The organism is Mycobacterium asiaticum (assembly GCF_001673635.1).
Taxonomy (GTDB): Bacteria; Actinomycetota; Actinomycetes; order Mycobacteriales; family Mycobacteriaceae; genus Mycobacterium; species Mycobacterium asiaticum_C.
The window spans coordinates 1-1,548 of sequence record NZ_LZMH01000075.1; the positions used below are offsets into that span (position 1 = coordinate 1).

At 72.4% G+C, this 1,548-nt stretch carries 1 protein-coding gene and 2 pseudogenes; 1 reads left to right on the forward strand and 2 read right to left on the reverse strand.

From position 1 onward, the window contains the following. Window positions 1–759 (reverse strand): annotated as a pseudogene (locus tag A5645_RS29165) (hypothetical protein); the annotation flags it as partial. Between the two features lie 20 nt (window positions 760–779). Next, complete coding sequence (locus A5645_RS27925) at window positions 780–935, reverse strand: hypothetical protein (protein ID WP_155768133.1); 156 nt, start codon at window positions 933–935, stop codon at window positions 780–782. A gap of 31 nt (window positions 936–966) precedes the next feature. Between A5645_RS27925 and A5645_RS29470 the strand changes: the two are divergent. Beyond that, a pseudogene (locus tag A5645_RS29470) lies at window positions 967–1,548 on the forward strand (hypothetical protein); the annotation flags it as partial.

Below are 1,548 nucleotides of genomic sequence, written 5' to 3' on the forward strand. Positions count from 1 at the left end.
CAGGGGGCTCGTTCGGTTAACTTCGGCACCACACCGCCCTGACAAGCCGACGATCGCGCCGAGGCGCAACCTGGTGCCGCCGGCACCCCCGGCGCTACCGGTGCCGCCCTGCCCTCCGGTGCCACCGGTACCGCCGTCGATCGAGAACGCTTTGCCGTCGCTGCCCGACGAACCTATCGACCCCGACGAGCCTTGCCCGCCTTGCCCACCGACACCGCCGCTGCCACCCTGTCCGCCGTTGCCACTGTTGGTCCCACCGTCACCGCCGATACCTCCGACGCCGCCGGTACCGCCAACGTTGCCGACAATTCCCTTACCGCCGGCACCACCGCTTCCACCATTTCCGCCGTTACCACTGAGCACGGCGTCACCACCCCGTCCTCCGGTGCCGCCGATCAAGCCGCCATCGCTCCTGCCGCCGCTGCCGCCGTTGCCACCGTCGCCGCGAGTGGACCCGCCCAGTCCGCCATTGCCGCCAGCACCGCCCGTCGCGCCGCCGGCGAAGAGCTCGCCGCCGCCGTTGCCGCCATTGCCCCCGTTGCCGCCGTTGCCGACCGACCCGCCGTTGCCGCCATTACCACCACGCCCAGCCTCGGTGTGCCCGTAGAGACTGTTGCCATTAGAACCGTTGCCCCCGTTACCGCCGTTGCCGCCGCTATTCGGGCTGCTCCCGGCTGGTCCCGAGGTGCCGTTGACCGAGGCGCCACCCTGACCGCCGGCACCCGGGTTGCCGCCGTTGCCGCCGTCGCCACCTGCCACGACAACCTGCCTCACAGGGTTCAATATCCCGTTGCCGCCGTTGCCGCCGTCACCAGCAACACCACCGGCCCCACCATTGCCGCCCTTGGCCATGGGCGCCGAGGCGGCACCACCGGCACCACCAGAACCGCCGTGACCGCCGTTTCCACCGTTTCCAGCGACAGTAGAACTGTCACTGCCAGCACCTCCTGCGCCGCCGGTGCCGCCTTGGCCGCCGGTCCCGCCGTCGCCGGAAATCCTGCCGCCGTTGCCGCCGGCACCGCCCTTGCCACCGTCACCGCCGTCACCGCTTGCCGCGCCGGTAGCGCCGTTGCCACCGTTGCCACCGTTGCCACCGTTGCCGCGCGCGCTGGCGTGGCCGCCTTGTCCACCGTTGCCACCGGTGCCGCCTGGGGTGGTGGCGTTGGCGCCGTTGCCGCCATTGCCCCCGTTGCCGCCTCCGCTGCCGAGGGCTCCGGCGGTGCCGTCGGCGCCGCGAGTGAAGCCGGCGCCGCCGCTGCCGGCGTTGCCGCCCTCGCCGACGTAGCCGCCTTCGCCGCCGCCGCCGCCGTTGCCGGTGCCGCCGTTGGCGAACGAGCCGTCCTTACCGTTGCCGCCGTTGCCTGCGTTGCCGCCGGTGCCGCCGTTGCCACCGTTACCGCCGCCACCTTGGGCGCCGTCGATTCCCGAACTCGACAGAGCCTGACCGGCCGCGCCGCCGTTGCCGCCGTCACCGCCCGCTCAATGCCTGATATTCGCGGGCGTGGCCGGCGAATAGTGCGGCGAGCGCCACCGAAATCTCATCATGAG